The 19,098-nt window shown below is 65.6% G+C and carries 16 protein-coding genes; 8 read left to right on the forward strand and 8 right to left on the reverse strand.

Features of this window, described 5'->3' with window-relative positions; translation table 11 throughout:
• Positions 1 to 28: 28 nt before the first annotated feature.
• The 3 genes from ACE039_RS05685 to ACE039_RS05695 are packed head-to-tail and all read right to left on the reverse strand — an operon-like array spanning position 29 to position 4,077.
• A complete protein-coding gene (locus ACE039_RS05685; protein ID WP_448711996.1) occupies positions 29 to 1,021 on the reverse strand; it encodes an ABC transporter permease in 993 nt (330 codons plus the stop codon).
• A gap of 31 nt (positions 1,022 to 1,052) precedes the next feature.
• Entirely contained in the window at positions 1,053 to 2,003 is a 951-nt protein-coding gene (locus ACE039_RS05690; RefSeq protein WP_448711994.1) for a siderophore ABC transporter substrate-binding protein, read from the reverse strand.
• 52 nt (positions 2,004 to 2,055) lie between these two features.
• Positions 2,056 to 4,077: a ligand-gated channel protein gene (locus tag ACE039_RS05695; protein ID WP_485821896.1), complete on the reverse strand. Its 2,022-nt coding sequence runs from the start codon at positions 4,075 to 4,077 to the stop codon at positions 2,056 to 2,058.
• A 212-nt stretch (positions 4,078 to 4,289) separates the two neighbouring features.
• Here ACE039_RS05695 and ACE039_RS05700 point away from each other — a divergent pair, with 212 nt between their 5' ends.
• Both ACE039_RS05700 and ACE039_RS05705 read left to right on the forward strand, forming a co-directional pair.
• Positions 4,290 to 5,003: a response regulator transcription factor gene (locus ACE039_RS05700; protein ID WP_485821897.1), complete on the forward strand. Its 714-nt coding sequence runs from the start codon at positions 4,290 to 4,292 to the stop codon at positions 5,001 to 5,003.
• Positions 5,003 to 6,394 (forward strand): sensor histidine kinase, encoded by a 1,392-nt coding sequence (locus ACE039_RS05705; RefSeq protein ID WP_485821898.1) that lies wholly within the window; start codon positions 5,003 to 5,005, stop codon positions 6,392 to 6,394. Before ACE039_RS05700 ends, ACE039_RS05705 begins: the two co-directional genes overlap by 1 nt.
• Positions 6,395 to 6,470: 76 nt before the next feature.
• Here ACE039_RS05705 and ACE039_RS05710 read toward each other — a convergent pair whose 3' ends face one another.
• The 4 genes from ACE039_RS05710 to ACE039_RS05725 form a co-directional block, all read right to left on the reverse strand.
• Entirely contained in the window at positions 6,471 to 8,723 is a 2,253-nt protein-coding gene (locus tag ACE039_RS05710) for a TonB-dependent receptor domain-containing protein (RefSeq protein ID WP_485821899.1), read from the reverse strand.
• 210 nt (positions 8,724 to 8,933) lie between these two features.
• A complete protein-coding gene (locus tag ACE039_RS05715; protein WP_310029377.1) occupies positions 8,934 to 9,752 on the reverse strand; it encodes a TatD family hydrolase in 819 nt (272 codons plus the stop codon).
• A 40-nt stretch (positions 9,753 to 9,792) separates the two neighbouring features.
• Positions 9,793 to 10,497 carry an ABC transporter ATP-binding protein gene (locus ACE039_RS05720; protein WP_105557700.1) on the reverse strand — a complete coding sequence of 235 codons (705 nt, stop codon included), beginning with the start codon at positions 10,495 to 10,497 and terminating at the stop codon, positions 9,793 to 9,795.
• Positions 10,490 to 11,722, reverse strand: coding sequence for a lipoprotein-releasing ABC transporter permease subunit (locus ACE039_RS05725; RefSeq protein WP_233214089.1), 1,233 nt, complete (start codon positions 11,720 to 11,722; stop codon positions 10,490 to 10,492). Before ACE039_RS05725 ends, ACE039_RS05720 begins: the two co-directional genes overlap by 8 nt.
• Before the next feature lie 177 nt (positions 11,723 to 11,899).
• Here ACE039_RS05725 and ACE039_RS05730 point away from each other — a divergent pair, with 177 nt between their 5' ends.
• From ACE039_RS05730 to ACE039_RS05755, 6 genes are all read left to right on the forward strand, one after another.
• Positions 11,900 to 12,844: a hypothetical protein gene (locus ACE039_RS05730; RefSeq protein ID WP_485821900.1), complete on the forward strand. Its 945-nt coding sequence runs from the start codon at positions 11,900 to 11,902 to the stop codon at positions 12,842 to 12,844.
• A complete protein-coding gene (recJ, locus tag ACE039_RS05735; RefSeq protein WP_485821901.1) occupies positions 12,826 to 14,526 on the forward strand; it encodes a single-stranded-DNA-specific exonuclease RecJ in 1,701 nt (566 codons plus the stop codon). The genes ACE039_RS05730 and recJ overlap by 19 nt, the downstream gene beginning before the upstream one ends.
• Before the next feature lie 165 nt (positions 14,527 to 14,691).
• A protein-coding gene (prfB, locus tag ACE039_RS05740) for a peptide chain release factor 2 (protein ID WP_105557697.1) occupies positions 14,692 to 15,796 on the forward strand; the annotation gives its coding sequence in 2 pieces (ribosomal slippage) (positions 14,692 to 14,772 and positions 14,774 to 15,796; 1,104 coding nt in all).
• A gap of 44 nt (positions 15,797 to 15,840) precedes the next feature.
• Positions 15,841 to 16,596 (forward strand): SDR family oxidoreductase, encoded by a 756-nt coding sequence (locus ACE039_RS05745; protein WP_310029381.1) that lies wholly within the window; start codon positions 15,841 to 15,843, stop codon positions 16,594 to 16,596.
• A 10-nt stretch (positions 16,597 to 16,606) separates the two neighbouring features.
• Positions 16,607 to 18,130: a lysine--tRNA ligase gene (lysS, locus tag ACE039_RS05750; protein WP_105557695.1), complete on the forward strand. Its 1,524-nt coding sequence runs from the start codon at positions 16,607 to 16,609 to the stop codon at positions 18,128 to 18,130.
• A 15-nt stretch (positions 18,131 to 18,145) separates the two neighbouring features.
• Entirely contained in the window at positions 18,146 to 18,466 is a 321-nt protein-coding gene (locus tag ACE039_RS05755; protein WP_105557694.1) for a preprotein translocase subunit TatB, read from the forward strand.
• Here ACE039_RS05755 and ACE039_RS05760 read toward each other — a convergent pair.
• Positions 18,450 to 19,097, reverse strand: coding sequence for a TetR/AcrR family transcriptional regulator (locus ACE039_RS05760; protein WP_485821902.1), 648 nt, complete (start codon positions 19,095 to 19,097; stop codon positions 18,450 to 18,452). The genes ACE039_RS05755 and ACE039_RS05760 overlap by 17 nt on opposite strands.
• Position 19,098: the final 1 nt, after the last annotated feature.

Consider the following 19,098-nt stretch of genomic DNA (forward strand, 5'->3'; position numbering starts at 1 on the left):
CGGCCGCCCGGCAGCGGCAAGCAAGGTATCAGCCAAGGCGGTTCCTCCGCGTGCGCAACAGCCACAGGAACAGGATGCTGCCCAGCACACCCACGACGGTGCCGATCGGGATTTCGTAGGGGTGGATCACCAGCCGGCCGATGATGTCGCACGCCAGCACGAAGACGCCGCCCAGCGCGGCCACCCATGGGATGGACCGGCGCATGTTGTCGCCCAGCAGCAGGCTCACCGCGTTGGGCACGATCAGGCCCAGGAACGGGATGCCGCCCGCCGTCACCACCACCACCGCGGAAATCGCGGACACGATCAGCAGGCCGACCAGGGTCAGCCGGGCGTGGTTCAGCCCCAGGTTAGCGGCGAATTCCCGGCCCATGCCCGCCACGGTATAGCGGTCGGCCGCGGCGTAGGCCGCGCACGCGAGCGCAAAGCCGATCCACAACAACTCATAGCGGCCGCGCAACACGCCCGAGAAGTCGCCCGTGGTCCAGGCGTGCAGCGATTGCAGCAGATCGAACCGGAACGCCGCGAAGGTGGTCACCGCATGGATCACGCCCCCCAGGATCAAGCCGATCAGCGGGACGATGAAGGGCGTGCGCAACGGCACGCGGCGCAGCAGCGCCAGGAACAGCAACGTGCCCGCCAGCGCAAAGACCGTGGCGGTCAGCATCTTGCCGATCACGGGCGCGTCCGGCGCAAGCAAGGTGATCACCAGGATGCCTAACGTGGCGGACTCGACCGTGCCGGCCGTCGTGGGTTCGACGAAGCGGTTGCGCACCAGCATCTGCATGATCAGGCCCGCCACCGCCAGCGACATGCCGGCCAGCAGCAACGCCACGGTGCGCGGCACGCGGCTGACCATCAGGAAGCGCCAAGCGCGTTCGGCGTCCTCGCCCCCGCCCCACAGCGCGGCCACCGAAAACTGCCCGGCGCCCAGGCTGACGCTTGCCGCGCACAGCACCGCCAACAGCGCCAGCACCACGGTCAGGCCGCCCCAACCGCTGATCGCGTGCCGCCAGTTCACCGGCGGCCCATCCGTGCAACACACATGCCGCTTACTTTCCTTCTGCCAGCGCCGCGGAAATTTCGTCCACGTTTTGCTGCATGGACGTCAGGCCGGCGCTACCCAGCAAATACCAGTTGAAGCCGTTCAGATACACCACGCGCTTGTTCTTCCACGCTTTGGTCGGACGCACCAGGTCGTTGTCCAGCATGCGCTGGGCCGACACGCCTTCGCGGCCGATCGCGGCGTCGCGGTCGATGACGAACAGCCAATCGGGATCCGTCTGCGCAATGAATTCGAACGAAATCGCCTGGCCGTGGTTCGATACGTTCAGGCCGGTTGCGGCGGGTTTCACGCCAAACGCGTCATGGATCACGCCAAAGCGCGAGCCCGGGCCATAGGCGCTCATCTTGCCACCCGTGGTCAGCACGATCAGCGCCGTGCCGGCGTTCGCCGCCTGGCCGTGCAACGCCGCGATCGACGCCCGCAACGCGTCCAGCTTCAGCTTGGCCTGAGGCTGTTTGCCATAGATGGCCGCCAGCGTCTCGGTACTGCGCGTCACGCTGCCGACCAGGTCCTTGGGATCGGCGGTCAGGTCGACGGTGGGCGCGAGCTTGGTCAATTCGTCATACTTGGGCGCCGACCGGCCGGCCACGAAGATCACCTGCGGCTGGGCGGCATGGATGACCTCGTAGTTCGGTTCGAACAGCGAGCCCACCTTCAAATAGCGCGTGTCGGCGTACTGGGCCAGTTGGGGCGGCAGCTTGGCCACCGACGGCACGCCCATCACGTCGATGCCCAGCGCATGCATCGTGTCCAGCACGGCCATGTCCATCACGACGGTCTTCGTCGGGTTGGCCGGCACGGCGGTCTCGCCCCGCGCATGCTTGACGGGGATGGTGGCGCCGGCCGCGCACACTGCCGTCGCCGCCCCCATCGCCAAGGCGACACCCGCCTGGATCAACCAGTGGCGGGCACGGCCCATGTTTGCTTGCATCGTCATCGCTACCTCTTCGTGTTGCGGGGGACGCAAGCGCCCCCCTTGTGTCTCAAGATCAGAATTTCACGCCCACGCCCAGCCAATAGCGGCGGCCGTCTTCCACGAACTCGTAATCGTCGTAGGTAACCTGCTTGTCGAACAGGTTGTAGATGCCGGCATACACCGACACGGTCTTGTTCACGGCATACGAACCGCCCAGATCCACAAAGGTGTAGGACGGCGCAATGAACGAGGAGGACGACGCGCTGGTGATCGGCTGGCTTTCCTTGCCGCGGTAGTTCAGGCGGGCCCAGGCTTGCAGCGCGTCCGACGCCTGCCAGTTCACGGTGGTGGTGAACAGATGCTTGGGCAACTGGTTCAGGGGCTGGCCCTGGTATTGGCCCGACTTCTGCTCCGACTTGGTAAACGTGTAGCTGCTGGTCAGCGACCAGTCACGGCCCAGCGGCAACTTCAGGTTGGCTTCCACGCCGCGCGACACCGCCTTGTCCACGTTCATGTAGGTGGTGGGGCTGGCGCCAAACTGGTTCGGGCCTTCGGGGCATTGCGAGGCCGGGCAACCCACGCGCGTGATCTTGTCCTTGAAGTCGTTGTTGAACACGGTCAGGCCGGCGTTGAAGCCTTCGCCGTCGTCATACAGAATGCCGATTTCCTCGGTCACCGACTTTTCGGGCGTCAGATCCGGGTTGCCGTACATGTTGCCGCCGCGGCTGACCTGCCCCCAGCCCGCCACCGTCTGGCGCAGGTCGGGCGCGCGAAAGCCGGTCGATACCCCGCCCTTCAGCGTCCACCGCTCGGCCATTTGCCACACGCCGTACAGGCGCGGGCTGAAGTGCGTGCCGAAATTCTCGTCCTCGTCCATGCGCAGGCCGGCCGTGACGGCAAAACTGTCGGTCAGGCGCCACTCGTCTTCGGCGAACAACGCCCATTGATAGCGGTCGATCTTGTTGGGACCGCCCGCCAACTGGTTGCCGGTCTGGTCATTCAGGCGCTGGCTGAGGTAGGTGCCGCCCAGGGTCAGCATGTGCGAGCCCAGCGGCAGCGTCCAGCTGGACTGCAGGTTCAGGTTCTTGATCTTCATCTGCCGCGAACGGTTGTCGAACTCTTCCTGCTGCACATAGCTGTCCGACACTGCCCAGCCCCAGCGCCCCGTGTGCGACAGCGCCCATTTGTTGCTGCGGTAGTCCGTTTCCGACGACGCGGGGCAGCCGTTGCGCCCGCATGCGACGCCCGGCGGTTGCGGCGCGACCGTCTTGCCCAGCGTGTTCTCGTACTTCTGGCGCATGGTCGTGCCTTCCAGCACGATGTCGTGGTTACGGTTGGGCGTCAGCGCCAGTTTGGCGGTCACGCTGTCCGAATTGCGCTTGCGAAAGCCGTTGACGATATCGTCTTCATCCCGCTGCGACGACTGGCCGTAAATCTGCAAGCCCAGCAGGTCGGTCTTGATGGGCCCGGACAGGTAGAAGTTGCCCTGGTAGATGTCGCCCGACTTATTGCTTTCCTGGATGGTGGTGTCCAGGCGGATTTCGCCGCCCCATTCGTTGGGCACCTTGCGGGTGATGATGTTGATCACCCCACCCATTGCGTCCGAACCATACAGGGACGACATCGGGCCGCGCACGACTTCGATCCGTTCGATGGCGGCCAGCGGCGGCGTCCAGCCGCCTTCCACGCCGGCGGAATCCGAGTTGGTGCGCGTTTCCCGCGAACTCTGGCGCTTGCCGTCGATCAGGATCAGCGTGTATTGCGGGCCCATGCCGCGCAGGCTGATGTCCTGGCGGTCGCCCCCGCCGGTGATGATGACGCCCGGCACCCCCAGCAGCGCGTCGTTCACGTCGCGGTAGAACTTCTTGTCCAGGTCTTCGCGGGTAATGACACTGATCGACGCCGGGGCGTCCTTGATCTGCTGTTCGAACCCGCTGGCGGTCACCACGACGGTTTCCATCGTCTTCGGGGAGTCGCTCGCCTGCGCCCAAACCGCCGCCGGGCCCACGCCCAGCCCCGCCGCGCAGAGCGCCGCCGCCAACCGCGTGCGCGATACCCGAATGCGGCCGCCCAAGGCCAGATCGTTGCTGCTCATGATTCCGCTTTCTCCCGTACCGGACCCGCGGCGCACCCTGTGTGCGACACTAAGCCCGCCTCTTATTTCTTAATGAAAACTATTCTCATATTAGAATTGAGGCTGTTGGAGCCGGGCAAACGCCTTTCCACAACTTTTATCTTCTTCGCACTTCTTGACACTCGGCGGCATGGCGATGCGCCAGACTACCGGGTGCTGGACACTCAACACGGATGCCTTTTACTCACTCAACGGTCGCGCACCGCATCCTGCTGATCGACGACGACGTCGAGCTTGCACAGATGCTGCGCGAATACCTCGAACCGAATCACAGCCTGCTGACGCTGGCCCATACGGGCGCCCAAGGCCTTGCCCTGCTGGCGCAACACGATTACGACCTGGTGCTGCTTGACCTGATGCTGCCGGACGGCAGCGGGCTGGACCTGCTCAAGCATTACCGCCGGCGCTCGCGCCGCCCCGTCATCATGTTCACCGCCCACGGCGGCGAGACCGACCGCGTGCTGGGGCTGGAATTCGGCGCCGACGACTACCTGGCCAAACCTTTCAGCCCCCGCGAACTCAAGGCCCGCATCACCGCAGTGCTGCGGCGCTTTGAAGAAGTGCCGGAAGCCACTACGCCAAGCCTGACGCTGGGCGCATTGACGCTGGACCCCGCCAGCGGCCGGGTCCGGGTGGACGGTGAAGACGTTCTGCTGACGGGGGCCGAACAGCGCATCCTGGAACTGTTGATGCGCGCCCCCGGGCAAGTGGTCGCCCGCGAACAGATCGGCATGTATGCGTTGGGACGCCGGCCGGAACGTTACGACCGCAGCATCGACACCCACATCAGCACACTGCGCAAGAAGCTGCGCCTGGGCACGTCCGGCGATACGCTGTCGATTCGCAACCTGCGCGGGCTGGGCTATGTGCTGGCGGGCGCGGCCTGATGCCCTGGCTGCTGCCTACCCGGTCGCTCTTCTGGCGCGCGTTCCTGACCTTCTGGGGCGCCATGGCCATCATCCTGGTGTGCGGCATGCTGTTCACCGCGACGGTCGCCTGGTATCGCATCAATTCGCTGGACGGCCTGAATCCGGCCAGCCTCACCCACGACGCCCGGCAAGTCGCCCGCAATCACGGCATGAAGGGCCTGGAACGCTGGGTCGAAGCCATGGATCGACGCTACTCGGCGCTGAAGATCTACGTGCTGGACGCCCGCGACACGGAGATCCTGGGCCGGACCCTGCCCGCCCGCACGCACGACTGGCTTGCCGCCTACCGGGCGGCCACCGATCGGTCGACGCAAGCGGACTACCTGCAGCCCGATCCCGCTGGCGAGCGCGTTTCCTGGTGGCAGCCGCAGCGGCTCGATCTGCCCGACGGTTCCCAACTGCTGATGCTGTTCCTGCCTTTTGATTCGTCGCATTGGGAAGTGCTGGGCCTGTCGCCCGTGGCGCTGGCGCTACTGCTTTTCGCGTTGGCGGTCACCGCGCCGTTGTGCTGGGCGCTCACCCGCCACGTCACCGCGCCGCTGACGCAACTACGCCAGGCCACGCACGCGCTGGCCGCCGGGCGCCTGGACGCCCAGACGCCGCCGAAGCTGGCCGGACGCAAGGACGAGCTTGGCCTGTTGGCGCGCGACTTCAACGCCATGGCTGACCGGCTGAAGGGATTGGTGGACACCCGCGAGCAACTGCTGCATAACATCGCGCACGAATTGCGCTCGCCCCTTGCCCGGCTGCGCCTGGCCGCCGAACTGGCGCGGCGCAAGGATGAGCGCCAGGACATGCAGTTGGACCGCATCGAACGCGAATGCGAGCGCCTGGACACGCTGGTCGGCAATACGTTGCGCCTGGCCCGCCTGGGCGCCCAACCCGAGCCCAGCGACACGCTGGACCTGGCCGGTGTCGTGTCCGCCGTCGTGGACGACGCCCGGTACGAAGCCGGCGAACAGCAGGTGCGCATTCTTTGGGACAGCCCGGCCCCCGTGCCGGTGATCGGTGATCGCGACAGCCTGGCCAGCGCCATCGAAAACGTACTGCGCAACGCCGTGCGCTTCGCGCCCGCGCACAGCGCGATCCGGGTACGTCTGCTGGTCGGCGCGCGCGACGCCTGCCTGGAAATCGAGGACCGCGGCCCCGGCGTGCCGCCCGCCGATCTGGATTCCTTGTTTGAACCCTTCTTCCGAACCGCCTCCGGCTCGAAGGCGCCGGGCTCGGGCGCCGGCCTGGGCTTGTCCATCGCGCAAGCGGCGATCGCGGCGCACAAAGGCCGGATTTCGGCCCGCAATGTCTCGCCGCAAGGCCTTAGCGTGCGCATGGAACTACCGCTTCTGGTCTAGCGTCCTGAATGCAACAGGCCCCGCACGCGGCGGGGCCCTGGCGACACTGCCCGGCAACAGCCGGGCGTCCGCGCGATCAGAAGGTGATGTTCGCCGACACCCACAGGCGACGGCCTTCCAGCACCTGGCGGTACGAATTGCTCCAATTGGCATTGGCCGCCGGCGCGCTGGTACCGGTCTTGGTCGGGCCGTAGTCGACGAAATTCTTGTCGAACAGGTTGAACACCGACGCCGACAGGGTCACGTTCTTGTTGACCACGTAAGACCCGCCCATGCTGGCCAGCCAGTACGGGTTGTAGAACACCTGCTCCTTTTCCCAGTTCATGTCGTTGAACTGCTTGGCGCGATATTCGCCACGCACCCACGCGTTGAACTGGTCGTTGATGCGCCAGTTCAGGCCCAGGTTCAAGGCATGCCGGGGTTGCGAACCCAGCGGTTGCCCTTCCTTCGCGCCCGAGGTCACTTCACTGGCGGTCAAGGTGTAGTTGCCGTTGAACGACACGCCGCCGTACAACGGAATACGGCCGCCCAGTTCAAAGCCCTGGATCGTCGCGGTATCGATATTCACGCGCTGCGAGAAGTTCGCCACCGGAACGCCGTTGCGCTCCCATACCCCCAGATCCAGGCAACCCGGCGCGGGGCCGCCCACGGCCAGGCAATTGGGAATGTTCTGGCTGTCGATCTTGTCCTTGAACTTGGTATGGAAGGCGGTCAGGTTGCCCGACAGGCCTTCGCCGTCGTCAAACAGCAGGCCCAGTTCAGACGAGGTGCTGCTTTCCGGCTTCAGCTGCGAATTGCCCAGCAGCGGCATCGTGCCCTGCGCGCCCAGGCCAATGATCCCGTCCGTCATCAAATTGATGTCCGGCGTCTTGTAGCCCTTGCTCACGCCGCCCTTGACGGTCCACATCGGCGTGGCGTTCCACACCAGATACCCGCGCGGGCTCCACTTGCCGCCGAACTGCTCGTTGCGGTCGTAGCGCGCGCCCGCCGTCAACGCCAGATCGTCGACGATGCGCCACTCGTCTTCCGCGAACAGCGCCCATTGAGACTGGCTCTGGTCCAGCGGCGCGGACACCAGCGTGTCCTTGAACTGCTGCTCGCGCCATTGCCCGCCCACCGTGAGGTTATGGCGGTCGTTGAACATCGGCATCGTCCACTTCGTGTCGAAGACCCAGTTGTCGTATTCCAGATCGCGCTTTTCGCCATCGGACGGCCGACGCGGCGAATTCATGGGATTGGTGCGGCCGATGGTCTCGGTCGTGTCGTAGACCAGGCTGGTGTCGGAGCTGATGGAACCGCTGTAGCGCCCCAGATGCGTCAGCGCATAGCGCTGGCGGTTGAACTTCATTTCGGGATCGTAGCCGCCGCCCTGACGGTTGGGCGCGATGCTGGAATTCAACGTGCCCAGTTCGCCGTTGGCGTTGTCATACGTTTGCCAGTTGCTGTCCACATCGAACAGGATGTCGTGATTGCGGTTGGGCGTCAGCGACAGGCGCAACCCCACGTTCTGCTGCTTGCTGTCGCCCAGCCCCGAAAAACTGGCAAGGTCGCCCGTGTAATTGCCGCTATCGAACTCGGCCTGGTTGGCCGGGTAGTCGCCGTTGGCGCTCAAGCGGCGGTACTGGCCGCCGCGCAAGGTCAGACCCAGCTTGTCGGTCTTGATCGGACCGCTCAGGTAGAACGCCGCGCCATAGTTGTTGCCAAAGGCATTGTCGCCTTGCGCCGTGCCGTCCAGCGTGATCTGGCCTGTCCAATCCTGGCTGACCTTGCGTGTGATGATGTTGATCACCCCGCCCATCGCATCGGATCCGTACAAGGTGGACATGGGGCCGCGAACGACCTCGATGCGTTCAATGGCCGCCATCGGCGGAATGAAATTGGTATCCACGTCGCCAAAGCCGTTGGGCCGCGCGCCCGAGCTGTTCTGATTGAGGCGCTTGCCATCCACCAGCACCAGCGTGTAGTCGCTGGGCAGCCCGCGGATGCTGATGTTCATGCCGCCCGCCTTGCCGCCCCGCTCCACCGTCACGCCTTCCACATCGGCGACTGCGTCGGCCAGATTGTGGAACGGCTTGGTCTCAAGTTGCTCGCGAGTAATCACCGAAATGGACGCCGGCGCGTTCTTGATCTCTTGCTCGAACCCCGATGCGGTCACCACGACGGTATCCATCTGAGCGACCCCCATGGTGTCCTCCTTCGCGCCGCTGGCGGACTGCGCATGGGCGCTGCCCGCTGCCGCAATCGCCAACACAAGCGGCAACACGCGGAACGTGGGGAAATGGGCAGTACGGGCTCCCCCGGAGCCATTGATGCTTTTCTGAGTCGACATGGGAATCAAATGAAACCGCCCCGGCAGAGCGGCGCGCATTGCGCTGATTGAGATTTTCAATGAACGGCAATGATAGGCATTCCCAATATTGCATTCAACTTTTTGTCAGGTTTTATTCAACCAAACGCAAGTTTTCAGAAAATTCTTGGAAAAATGAGGCATCCACACGACAACTGCCGTCATCGCGTTGCCTACATCGGGGGACGGAAGTCAGTCGGCGTCGGCCAGAATGGCGGCCGGCAGTCGCGGCAGCACGCGCATGGCGTTGGCGGTGGTGGCCTGCGCCACCTGCGCGGGCGAGATGCCGCGCAATTCGGCCAGCACCCCGGCGATGCGGGCCAGTTCCCCGGGCCGATTACGGCGGTGAGGCGGATGCAGCCAGGCGGGCGGGATATCCGGCGCATCCGTCTCCAGCACCAGGTGCGCCAGGTCCACGTCCACGGCGTGCCGGCGGATCTGCAAGGCGCGCTCGTAGGTCATGGCCCCGCCCAGCCCCAACGCAAAACCGTGGTCGATGAAGGCCTGGGCCTGCTGCGCGCTACCGTTAAAGGCGTGCGCGATGCCGCCGATACGGCCATGGCGGCGCAGATACTTCAGCAGAATGTCTTGCGACCGGCGCACATGCAACAACACCGGCAAGCGGAACTCCTCGGCCATGTCCAACTGCGCGGCATAGAAGCGTTCCTGGCGTTCACGGGGTTCGCCCGACGAGATCTCGGGCACGAAAAAGTCCAGGCCGATCTCGCCGATGGCGACAAATCGTGGGTCGCCCAGCGACTGCTTGATGGTGTCGCGCAGCACGTCCAGGTCGGAATCGTCGGCGCGCTGCACAAACAGGGGATGGATGCCCAGCGCATACGCACCGCCGGCGATCTGGCCGGCCAGGTCCCGTACGATCGGAAAATTGGCACGCTCGATGGCCGGAATTACGATGGATTGGACGCCGGCCTCGCAGGCGTGGTCGGCCACCTGCTGGCGGTCGGTGTCGAATTCGGCGGCATCCAGATGGCAGTGGGTGTCGATCAGCATGGGCGTGGCCTCCTTGTCGGAATTATCCCCCCGTATCGCTCTATCCCGATACCAGCCGGCCGTTTTCCATCAGCAATTGGCGGTCGGCCCGAGCGGCCAGTTCCGGGTCATGCGTCACGATAGCGAACGCCGTGCCTGACTCCTGGTTCACGCGGGTCAGCAGCTCGAACATCTTGTGCGCCGTGTTGCGGTCGAGGTTGCCCGTGGGTTCGTCGGCCAGCACGCACACCGGCCGCGTCACCAGCGCGCGCGCCAGCGCCACCCGCTGGCGTTCGCCGCCGGACAACTGCCCCGGGAAGTGGTCTTCACGGGCAGCCAGGCCCACCAGCGCCAGAACCTCGCGCGCGGCCTCGCGGGCCTTGTCGCGGTTTTCACGGCGCACGATCAGCGGCATCGCCACATTGTCCAGCGCCGAAAACTCGGCCAGCAGATGATGGAACTGGTACACAAAGCCCAGGCTGCTGTTGCGCACCGCGCTTTTCTTGGCTTCGGACAAACCGACGGCCAGGTTTCCATCAACGGACACCGATCCGCTGGTCGGCACGTCCAACAGGCCCAGGATATGCAGCAACGTGCTTTTGCCCGAGCCCGACGCGCCCACGATGGCGACCATTTCGCCGCGCGCCACGGACAGGCTGACGTTGCTGAGCACTTCGATGCGGGCCGGGCCCTCGTCGTAGACCTTGACGATATTCTCGGCCTGCAAGGCAGGCGTCGAAGAGGAACGATTCGGGGCGTCAATCATGGCGCAGCACCTGTGCAGGTTGCAGGCGCGATGCGCGCCAGCTGGGATACAGCGTCGCCAGCAGCGACAGCACCAGGGAGGTCAGGCCAATCGTGACGATATCGCCCACTTGCGGGTCGGACGGCAAGGCGCTGATGAAATAGACTTCGCGCGGCAGGAAATGCACGCCCAGCAGACGTTCGATGAAGGGCACGATCACGTCCACGTTGTACGCAATGACAATGCCGCCCGCCACGCCCAGCAAGGTGCCAATGACGCCGATCAGCGCGCCCTGCACCAGGAAGATGCGGGCCACTTCGCCCGGGCCCGCGCCCAGCGTGCGCAAGATGGCGATATCGGACTGCTTGTCTTTCACGGCCATCACCAGCGACGACAGCAGGTTGAACGCCGCCACGGCCACGATCAGCGCCAGGATCAGGAACATCATGCGCTTTTCGGTCTGCACGGCCGCAAACCAGGTGCGGTTGTTGCGCGACCAGTCGCTGGCCATCACATACGGCGGCAGTACTTTCTTCAGTTCGCTGGCTACTTCGGGCGCTTTCTGCATGTCGGCGATGCGCAGACGCACGCCGGCCGTGCCGCTTTCCCGGAACACGCGCGCGGCGTCTTCGTTGTCGACGAACGCCAGCGAGGAATCGTATTCATAGTGCCCGGACGAGAACACGCCCACCACCGTGAACTGGCGCATGCGCGGCGCGAAACCCGCCGGACTGATCGAGCCTTGCGGCGCCATCATCAGCAGCGTATCGCCCAGCTTCACGCCCAGGCCGTCGGCCAGTTCGTTGCCCAGCACCACGCCAAAGCCGCCCGCCTTCAAGTCGGCCAGCTTGCCCGAAACCATCTGGCGCGGCAGGTCGGACACGTTGCCTTCAGTGGCCGGATCAATGCCGCGCACCTGCACGCCCCGCAGCGCCTGCCCCCGCACCAGCATGCCCTGCGCCGCCACAAAGGGCGCGCCGGCCTTGACTTCGGGGTTCTGCTTGGCCGCGTCAGCGAACTGCCGCCACTGCTCCAGCACCCGTTCGGGCAAGCCCCCCGGGATGTACAGTTCAATGTGCGGCAACACCGACAACATGCGGTCGCGCACTTCTTTTTGAAACCCGTTCATCACGGACAGCACCACGATCAGAGCGGCGACGCCCAGCGCGATGCCCGCCATGGAGCTGGCGGCGATGAAAGAGATGAAGCGATCGCGGCGCCCGCGTCGCTGGCGGATTCGGGCCAACCCGGCATAGCGGGCGCCTATCCAGAGTTCGTAGGGTATTTTCAGCACGTGCGCATTATGGCATTAACGGCCTGGAAATCGCGCCGCGGATGTGCGGTTCCACGACCAGCCGTGTCAACCTATGGCAGTCGCCGCCGCCGCTTAGTTCCCCTGGCGCGCGCGGACTACAATCCCGCCATGCTGATCGTCATTCCGGGCGCCCTGCCCGCCCTTCCCGTTGCCGCCGAGCTTGCCAAGCTCTTGCCCGAACGCGCGCCCACGCTGCACAGCTGGCTGCTGGCCGGCACGGCGCGCCCCGCCGCCTTCGACGTGCGCGGCCACGGCTGCACCGCTTTCGAATCCTGGCAGTTGCGCCGCGCGGGCTACACGCCCGAACCCGGCCTGCTGCAAGGCGCCGGCCTGGGGCCGCTGCTGGCCGCCGGCCACGCGCCCACTGGCGAGGCCGTCTGGCTGGCCGAATTGGTCCACCTGGCGCTGGGCGCCGACCAGGCCAACCTGCTGGATCCCACCCAGATGGACCTGCTGCCCGAAGAAACCGCCGCGCTGCTGGACACGGCGCGCCCGCTGTTCGAAGGCACCGGTTTTTCCGTAGAGGCCCTGTCCCCCCAGCGGTGGCGCCTGCGGCTGCCCGACGGCTTGCGTCCGCACACGGCTTCGCCGCTGGTCGTGGCCGGCCAACGCCTGAACGAATGGTGGCGGCAGGATACCGAAACGCGCCCCTGGCGGCGGCTGCTGAACGAAATACAGATGGCGTGGCACGAGCATCCCGTCAACGATGCGCGCGCCGCCCGCGGCCTGGCGCCCGTCAACGCCCTGTGGCTGTATGGCGGCGGCACGTCCTGGCCCATCGCGCCCGCCGGCCCCGAACGCGTACTGACCGAGCTGGACACCCCGCAGCGCACCAGCGACTGGTCCGCCTGGCTGGACGCGCTGGCCAAGCTGGATGCCCAGCACCTGCGCCCGTTGGCCGGCAAGAAAGGCGTGCCCGACGCGCCCGCTGAACTGCTGTTGTTGGGCGACGACCGCCAGGTCGCCCTTACCCTGAAACCGCGCGGGGGCCTGCTTGGCTTGCTGCCCGCCCCCAAGAAAAACTGGAGCGCCTGGTGGTCACACCCCGCTTGACTATCCGCCCGGCCGACCTGGATGCCTGCCGCGTCCTGGAAGCCTCGGGCATCCATCCCCTGCTGGCCCGTCTGTGGGCCGCCCGTGGCGTCAGCCACCCCGACCAGACCAAGCTGGCCTGGCCGTCGCTGCTGCCGCCCGCGGGCCTGACGCACTCGGCGCACGCCGCTGGCGTGCTGGCCGACGCCCTGCAATCCGGCAAGAAAATGCTGATCGTGGCCGACTATGACTGCGACGGCGCCACCGCCTGCGCGGTCGGCCTGCGCGCCTTTTCCGCGATGGGCGCCGACGTCGACTTCCTGGTGCCCAACCGCTTCGAAACCGGCTATGGCCTGTCGCCCGCCGTGGTCGACCTGGCCGTCCGCCACCGCAGCGGCAAGCCCGACATCATCATCACGGTCGACAACGGCATCGCCAGCGTGGACGGCGTGGCCGCCGCCAACGCGGCAGGCATCGGCGTCGTCATCACCGACCACCACCTGCCGGGCGACACCCTGCCCGACGCGCTGGCCATCGTGAATCCCAACCAGCCTGGCTGCGGTTTTCCGTCCAAGAACCTGGCCGGCGTGGGCGTCATTTTCTACATGATGCTGGCGTTGCGCGCCGAGCTGCGCCGCCGCGGTGTCTATGCGGCCGACGGCGGCCCGCGCCTGGACACGCTGTCCGACCTGGTCGCGCTAGGCACGGTGGCCGACGTGGTCAAACTGGATGCCAACAATCGCCTGCTGGTTACGCAAGGCCTGCAGCGCATGCGCAGCGGCCGGCTTCAACCTGGCCTGCGCGCGCTATTCGCCGTGGCCGGCCGCGAACCCCGCAGCGCCAACGGCTTCGATCTGGGCTTCGCGCTGGGGCCCCGCATCAACGCGGCGGGCCGCCTGGCCGACATGAGCCTGGGCATCGCCTGCCTGACCACCGATGACGAAGCCCAGGCGCTGGAAATGGCGCGTGAACTCGACAACATCAACCGCGAGCGCCGCACCATCGAAGCCGAAATGCGCGAACAAGCGCTGGCCGCCATGGAAGAACCCAATGCCGCATCGGGCGCCACGGTGTGCGTGTTCGACCCCGGCTGGCACCAGGGCGTGGTGGGGCTCGTGGCCTCGCGCCTGAAAGAAAAATTCTGGCGGCCTACGCTAGCCTTCGCACCGGCGGGCGACGACGAAATCCGCGGCTCCGGCCGTTCAATCCCCGACGTGCACCTGCGCGACGCCCTGGACCTGGTGTCCAAGCGCCATCCCAACCTGATCCGCAAGTTCGGCGGCCACGCGATGGCGGCGGGCTTGACCCTGGGCCGCGAGGACTTCCCGGCATTCGCTCCCGCGTTCGACGCCGCCGTGCGCGAACTGACCGGGCGCGACACCTTCGAACCGGTCATCGAAACCGACGGCTCGCTGGAGTCCGGCTACGCCAACGCCGACGTCGCGGGCATGCTGCAGCAGCAAGTCTGGGGCGCCGGCTTCGCCGCCCCCTTGTTCCTGGACGAGTTCACCGTGCGCAACCAGCGCCTGGTCGGCGAAAAGCACCTGAAGCTGTCACTGGAACGCGGCCACCAACGCTTTGACGCCATCTGGTTCGGCCACGACCAGTCGCTGCCCGAACACATCCAGGCCGCGTACCGGCTGGAACAAAACACCTGGAACGGCATGGTGTCGGTGCAACTGGTGATTGAACACGCGGGCTAGGCCTCGCGGGTAAAGGAAGTGCCCCCTGGGGAAGGGAACACCCCAGGGGAAGTGAACACCCCTGGAAACACATCCGTCCCCATTCTTGCAACACGCGCCCGCGCAGTTGAGCCATCCACGGTAAAATGCCAGGTTTCGCACAAAAGTCATCAGGACAGGATCATCATGGAAGCCGAACGTCAGAACCAGCTCGCAGCCCGCCTCGCCGATTACGCGGAGCGCGAACAGGCTCTACGGAGGTATCTTTGACTACGATGCCAAAGCTGAACGCCTGCAAGTCGTAAACGCCGAGCTCGAAGACCCGGCGGTCTGGAACGACCCCAAACACGCCCAAGACCTGGGCCGTGAAAAGAAAGCGCTGGAAACCGTGGTGGAAACGCTCACGGGTCTGGGCATGGGCTTGGCCGACGCCAACGAACTGTTTGAAATGGCCAAGGCCGATGACGACGATTCCACGCTGGAATCCATCGAACTCGACGCCAACGGCTACCAGGAAAAGCTCGAAGACCTGGAATTCCGCCGTATGTTCTCCAATCCGGCCGACCCCCTGAACTGCTTCGTGGACATCCAGGCAGGCGCGGGCGGCACGGAAGCGCAGGACTGGGCCTCGATGCTGCTGCGCCAGTACCTGAAGTACGCCGAGCGCAAGGGCTTCAAGGCTGAAATCCTGGAAGAATCCGAAGGTGAAGTCGCAGGCCTGAAGTCCGCCACGATCAAGATCGAAGGCGAATACGCCTTTGGCTATCTGCGCACCGAAACCGGCGTGCACCGCCTGGTCCGCAAGAGTCCTTTCGATTCTTCAGGCGGCCGCCACACGTCGTTCGCCAGCGTGTTCGTCTACCCCGAAGTCGATGATTCGTTCGAAGTCGATGTCAATCCCGCCGACCTGCGCGTGGATACCTACCGCGCGTCCGGCGCCGGCGGCCAGCACATCAACAAGACCGATTCCGCCGTGCGCCTGACCCACATCCCCACCGGGATCGTGGTGCAGTGCCAGAACGACCGATCGCAGCACCGCAACCGCGCCGAAGCGATGCAGATGCTGAAGTCCAAGCTCTACGAACTGGAAATGCGCAACCGCATGGCCGAACAGCAGAAGCTGGAAGACTCCAAGACCGATGTGGGCTGGGGCCATCAGATCCGTTCCTACGTCCTGGATCAAAGCCGCATCAAGGACCTGCGCACGAACGTCGAAATCTCCAACACGCAGAAAGTGCTGGATGGCGACCTGGATCCCTTCATCCAGGCCAGCCTCAAGCAAGGCGTCTAAGTCCGTCGCGATACTTCCGCTAACCGCACTCCAGAGGTCCACGAATGTCTGACACCATCGCAATTCTGACCGGCGCATCGCGCGGCATCGGCGCCGCCATGGCGCGCGGCCTGGCCAAACCGGGCACTCGCCTGATCACGCTGGCCCGCCGCGAAGACCCCGAACTTGCCGCCTACGCGCGCTCGCAAGACGTGCAGCTGGAACAGTTGTCCGTGGACCTCTCGGACCTGAAGGCGGCCGAAGCCGCGGCCGAACGCATCTGCTCGACCCTCCCGCGCGATGCCCGCCGCTATCTGTTGATCAACAACGCGGGCACGGTCCACCCCGTCGCCGGCACCGACGCGCTGATCGACAGCGCGGCCATCACGGCGGCTTTCAATCTGAACGTCACCGCCGTCATGCTCCTGACCGCGCGCTTCCTGGCCGCCGTCGAAGACCTTGCCGCCGACCGCCGCGTGCTGAACATCTCCTCCGGCGCGGGCCGCAACCCGAACGCCGGCTGGGGCGTGTACTGCGCCACCAAAGCCGCGCTGGACATGTACTCGCGCGTGGTCAAGCAGGAACAAGGCGCCGACGGCGCGCGCATCGTCGCGCTTGCCCCCGGCATCGTCGACACCGACATGCAGGCGGCCATCCGTTCCAGCGACCCGGAAAGCTTCCCGGCGCTGGCCAAATTCCAGGACTTTCACGCCACGGGCAAGCTCTCTTCGCCCGCCAACGTGGCCTCCCGCATTCTTGCCTATCTGGATCGCGAAGATTTCGGCACGACCGAAATCGACGACATCCGCAATTACGACTGATCCCCCGACCATGACCGACCACTCGACCACTCCGGCCCCCGCCCAGGATGAAAACCGCTTGATCGCCGAACGGCGCGCCAAGCTGGCCAAACTGCGCGAAACCGGGGTCGCGTATCCCAACGATTTCGTTCCGGACGCCCGCGCCGCCGCCCTGCATGACAAGTACGACGGCCAAGAGCAGGAAGCGCTGGCCGCCGCCGCCGTCACCGTCAAGGTCGCCGGCCGCATGATGCTCAAGCGCGTCATGGGCAAGGCCAGCTTCGCCACGCTGCAAGACAGCACCGGCCGCATCCAGATCTACCTGGACCGTGGCACGCTGGGCGAAGACAACTACGCCGCGTTCAAGCAATGGGACATCGGCGACATCATCGCCATCGAAGGGTCGGTCTTCAAGACCAACAAGGGCGAACTGTCGGTCCACGCCGCCACCGCCCGCCTGCTGTCGAAGTCGCTGCGCCCGCTGCCGGACAAGTTCCACGGCGTGGCCGACCAGGAACTGCGCTACCGCCAGCGCTACGTCGACCTCATCATGACGGACGCCACGCGCCGCACGTTCGAAGCGCGCAGCAAGGCCGTGGGCAGCATCCGCCAGTTCATGCTGAACGCCGGTTTCCTTGAAGTGGAAACGCCCATGCTGCACCCGATCCCGGGCGGCGCGGCGGCCAAGCCCTTCGTGACGCACCACAATGCGCTGGACATGGAAATGTACCTGCGCATCGCGCCCGAGCTCTACCTGAAGCGCCTGATTGTCGGCGGCTTCGAACGCGTGTTCGAAGTCAACCGCAACTTCCGCAACGAAGGCGTCAGCCCGCGTCACAATCCTGAATTCACGATGATGGAGTTCTACGCAGCCTTCGCGGAATACCGCTGGCTCATGGACTTCACGGAAGAACTGATCCGCCAGGCCGCCATCTCGGCCACCGGCAGCGCCGTCCTGACCTATGGCGAACGCGAACTGGACTTGTCCAAGCCGTTCGACCGCCTGACGATCTGCGAAGCCATCCTGAAGTACGCGCCGGGCTACACCCAGGCGCAACTGGACGACGCCGCTTTCGTGCGCGCCGAACTGAAGAAGCTGGGCGCGGACGCCGACGGCCCCGTGCTGTCGCGCGCCGGCCTGGGCGCGCTGCAACTGGCGCTGTTCGAAGAAACCGCCGAAGCCAAGCTGTGGAACCCGACGTACATCATCGACTACCCAGTCGAAGTGTCGCCGCTGGCCCGCGCCTCCGACACGCGCGAAGGCATCACCGAACGCTTCGAGCTTTTCATGACGGGCCGCGAAATCGCTAACGGCTTCTCGGAATTGAACGACCCCGAAGACCAGGCCGAACGCTTCCGCTCGCAAGTCGAAGCCAAGGACGCCGGCGACGAAGAAGCCATGTTCTACGACGCGGACTACATCCGCGCCCTGGAATACGGCATGCCTCCGACGGGCGGCTGCGGCATCGGCATCGACCGCCTGGTAATGCTGCTGACTGACAGTCCCAGCATCCGCGACGTCATCCTCTTCCCGCACCTGCGCCGTGAAGACTAAGGCATCGGCCGCGTCATGATCTTCAAGATCCTGATGCTGCTGCTGGTGGTGGCGGGGCTGGTCTACTGGATCAAACAACCCCGCCGGATCCAGCCGGGCGCCCCCTACGCGCCCGTCCGGCCACGCCGGCCGATATTCATCGCCCTGTGCATCGCTGCGGCGATCTCGGTCGTCGCATCGCTGCTGACCGCCCTGTTCTGGATGGGTGGCGTGGCGGGCGGCGTCACCGGCGGCGGCTACCACGGCGAAGCGGACTTCCTGCTTCCCGTATCCGGTTCGCTGCTGGCGCTGGGCACGGCCTGCGCCGTCGGCGCGTTCCTCAAGCGCCGGGGCTGACCTCGACCGGCCACGTCCCGGCCCCTGCGGGCAAGCCGGGCAAGGCTGCCAGCAGCATCGCGTCGATGAACTCGGCGGGCGCCAGCCGCCCGCCCGGCTTGTACCACTGCACGGTCAGGTTCATCGCCCCCAACACGCAGCGTTTGATGACGCGCGCGTCGCCCTTGATCAACCCGGCCGCCACGGCCTCCGCCACCACCGATTGCCACATGGCCTCGTAACGGTCGCTTAACGGTTTCACGGCCGACTGGCTGGGCGCCGACAGGCTGCGCCACTCATACACCAGCGCATTCATCGCGTCGCCCCCGGCGCCATGCAGCATGCTCCACATATGGACGCGAAACAGAGCCCCCAGGCGATCCGCCGGCGTGTCGTAATGCGCCAGCGCCCGTTCGCCGTCGTCGATCACCTCCTGGATACCGTTGTTCATCACCGCCACCAGGATCGCCTCCTTGCTGCGGAAATGATGGAACAGGCTGCCTGATTGGAGGCCGACGGCCCGAGCCAGCTCACGCACCGTCGTGCGTTCGTAGCCGTGCTTGCAGAACAAACGGGCCGCCGTCAGCACCAGTTCGCGGCGGCGTTCGGAATCCCCGCTTTCCTCGCGCGGCGCGGCTGCTGTCTTTTCCATG

It is taken from the genome of Achromobacter maghribensis (assembly GCF_057334215.1).

Excerpts from the sequence above, each read along its gene's own strand:
- ACE039_RS05745 (WP_310029381.1), top strand. The coding sequence starts at position 15,841 with ATGTCTGACACCATCGCAATTCTGACCGGCGCATCGCGCGGCATCGGC.
- lysS (WP_105557695.1), top strand. The coding sequence starts at position 16,607 with ATGACCGACCACTCGACCACTCCGGCCCCCGCCCAGGATGAAAACCGC.
- ACE039_RS05695 (WP_485821896.1), bottom strand. The coding sequence starts at position 4,077 with ATGAGCAGCAACGATCTGGCCTTGGGCGGCCGCATTCGGGTATCGCGC.
- ACE039_RS05700 (WP_485821897.1), top strand. The coding sequence starts at position 4,290 with ATGCCTTTTACTCACTCAACGGTCGCGCACCGCATCCTGCTGATCGAC.
- ACE039_RS05730 (WP_485821900.1), top strand. The coding sequence starts at position 11,900 with ATGCTGATCGTCATTCCGGGCGCCCTGCCCGCCCTTCCCGTTGCCGCC.
- ACE039_RS05760 (WP_485821902.1), bottom strand. The coding sequence starts at position 19,097 with ATGGAAAAGACAGCAGCCGCGCCGCGCGAGGAAAGCGGGGATTCCGAA.
- ACE039_RS05710 (WP_485821899.1), bottom strand. The coding sequence starts at position 8,723 with ATGTCGACTCAGAAAAGCATCAATGGCTCCGGGGGAGCCCGTACTGCC.
- ACE039_RS05715 (WP_310029377.1), bottom strand. The coding sequence starts at position 9,752 with ATGCTGATCGACACCCACTGCCATCTGGATGCCGCCGAATTCGACACC.
- ACE039_RS05720 (WP_105557700.1), bottom strand. The coding sequence starts at position 10,497 with ATGATTGACGCCCCGAATCGTTCCTCTTCGACGCCTGCCTTGCAGGCC.
- ACE039_RS05690 (WP_448711994.1), bottom strand. The coding sequence starts at position 2,003 with ATGACGATGCAAGCAAACATGGGCCGTGCCCGCCACTGGTTGATCCAG.
- ACE039_RS05705 (WP_485821898.1), top strand. The coding sequence starts at position 5,003 with ATGCCCTGGCTGCTGCCTACCCGGTCGCTCTTCTGGCGCGCGTTCCTG.
- ACE039_RS05755 (WP_105557694.1), top strand. The coding sequence starts at position 18,146 with ATGATCTTCAAGATCCTGATGCTGCTGCTGGTGGTGGCGGGGCTGGTC.